Raw genomic sequence first — 768 nt, 5'->3', positions numbered from 1 at the left:
CTGGGCGCTGAGTTGCAGAAGGTCGGAAGGGGTCAACTCCTCGGCGGCAACGATCGCCCCGGCTGGCAGGTCGTAGTGCCAGGCTTCCCCCAGCAGGGCGCGCAGAACGCGCTGCTGCAGGTCCCGCAGGTCGTTGGCGCGTTCAGCCAGCAGCGTACTGCCCAGTTGCTGCAGGATCTGGCATTGCTCGGTAATCGCCGCGCTCCAGGCATGGGTGGCGGCGCGGCCCTGGGCAATGGAGGCTTCGGCGGCGTCCAGCAGGGTCGGGTCTTCGAGCAGCGCCAGGTGGGCGCTGAAGATGTCCTGTTCCTGCTGGTCGCGGCGTTGCCGGGCCTGCTCCAGGGTGTGGCGGATTTCCCCGCGCACCTGGTCCAGTGCGGTGCTCAATGCTTGCCGTTGGGGCTCGGGTGCATGCTGGCCATGATCCTCCGCAAGGACCATGGCGTTGAGCCGCACCAGGGGTCCGCATACCAGGCCCGGCGCGGCGCAGACGCCCGGCAGCACGCCGTCTTCCACGGGGCCTTGGGCGGCCGGGGCCGGTACCGGGGTTTCGCCATGGGCATCTGCGGCCATCGCGGTGCCGAGGGTCTGCAGCATCGCCTGCAGGGCATCCTGGCAATCGTCGCCCTGGCAACTGACCAGCACTTCTTCCTGTTCACCGATGCCCAGGCTCATCAGGGCAATCAGGCTGGTGCAGGGGGCGCTCTTGTCCTTGAAGGTCAACTGCGAATGGCTGTTGAAGCTCAGGGCGGTCTGGCGCACCAGGGC

At 68.2% G+C, this 768-nt stretch carries 1 protein-coding gene; it reads right to left on the bottom strand.

Annotation, left to right across the window (positions count from 1 at the left end):
- The coding region (locus F6S12_RS32445; RefSeq protein WP_315869949.1) for a phosphoenolpyruvate-utilizing N-terminal domain-containing protein at positions 1-768 on the bottom strand (768 nt) is incomplete at both ends.

It is taken from the genome of Pseudomonas sp. JV245A (assembly GCF_032424515.1).
GTDB lineage: Bacteria > Pseudomonadota > Gammaproteobacteria > Pseudomonadales > Pseudomonadaceae > Aquipseudomonas > Aquipseudomonas protegens.
The sequence above is the reverse complement of the archived record's forward strand: the minus strand, read 5'-3'. Positions and strand labels throughout refer to the sequence as shown.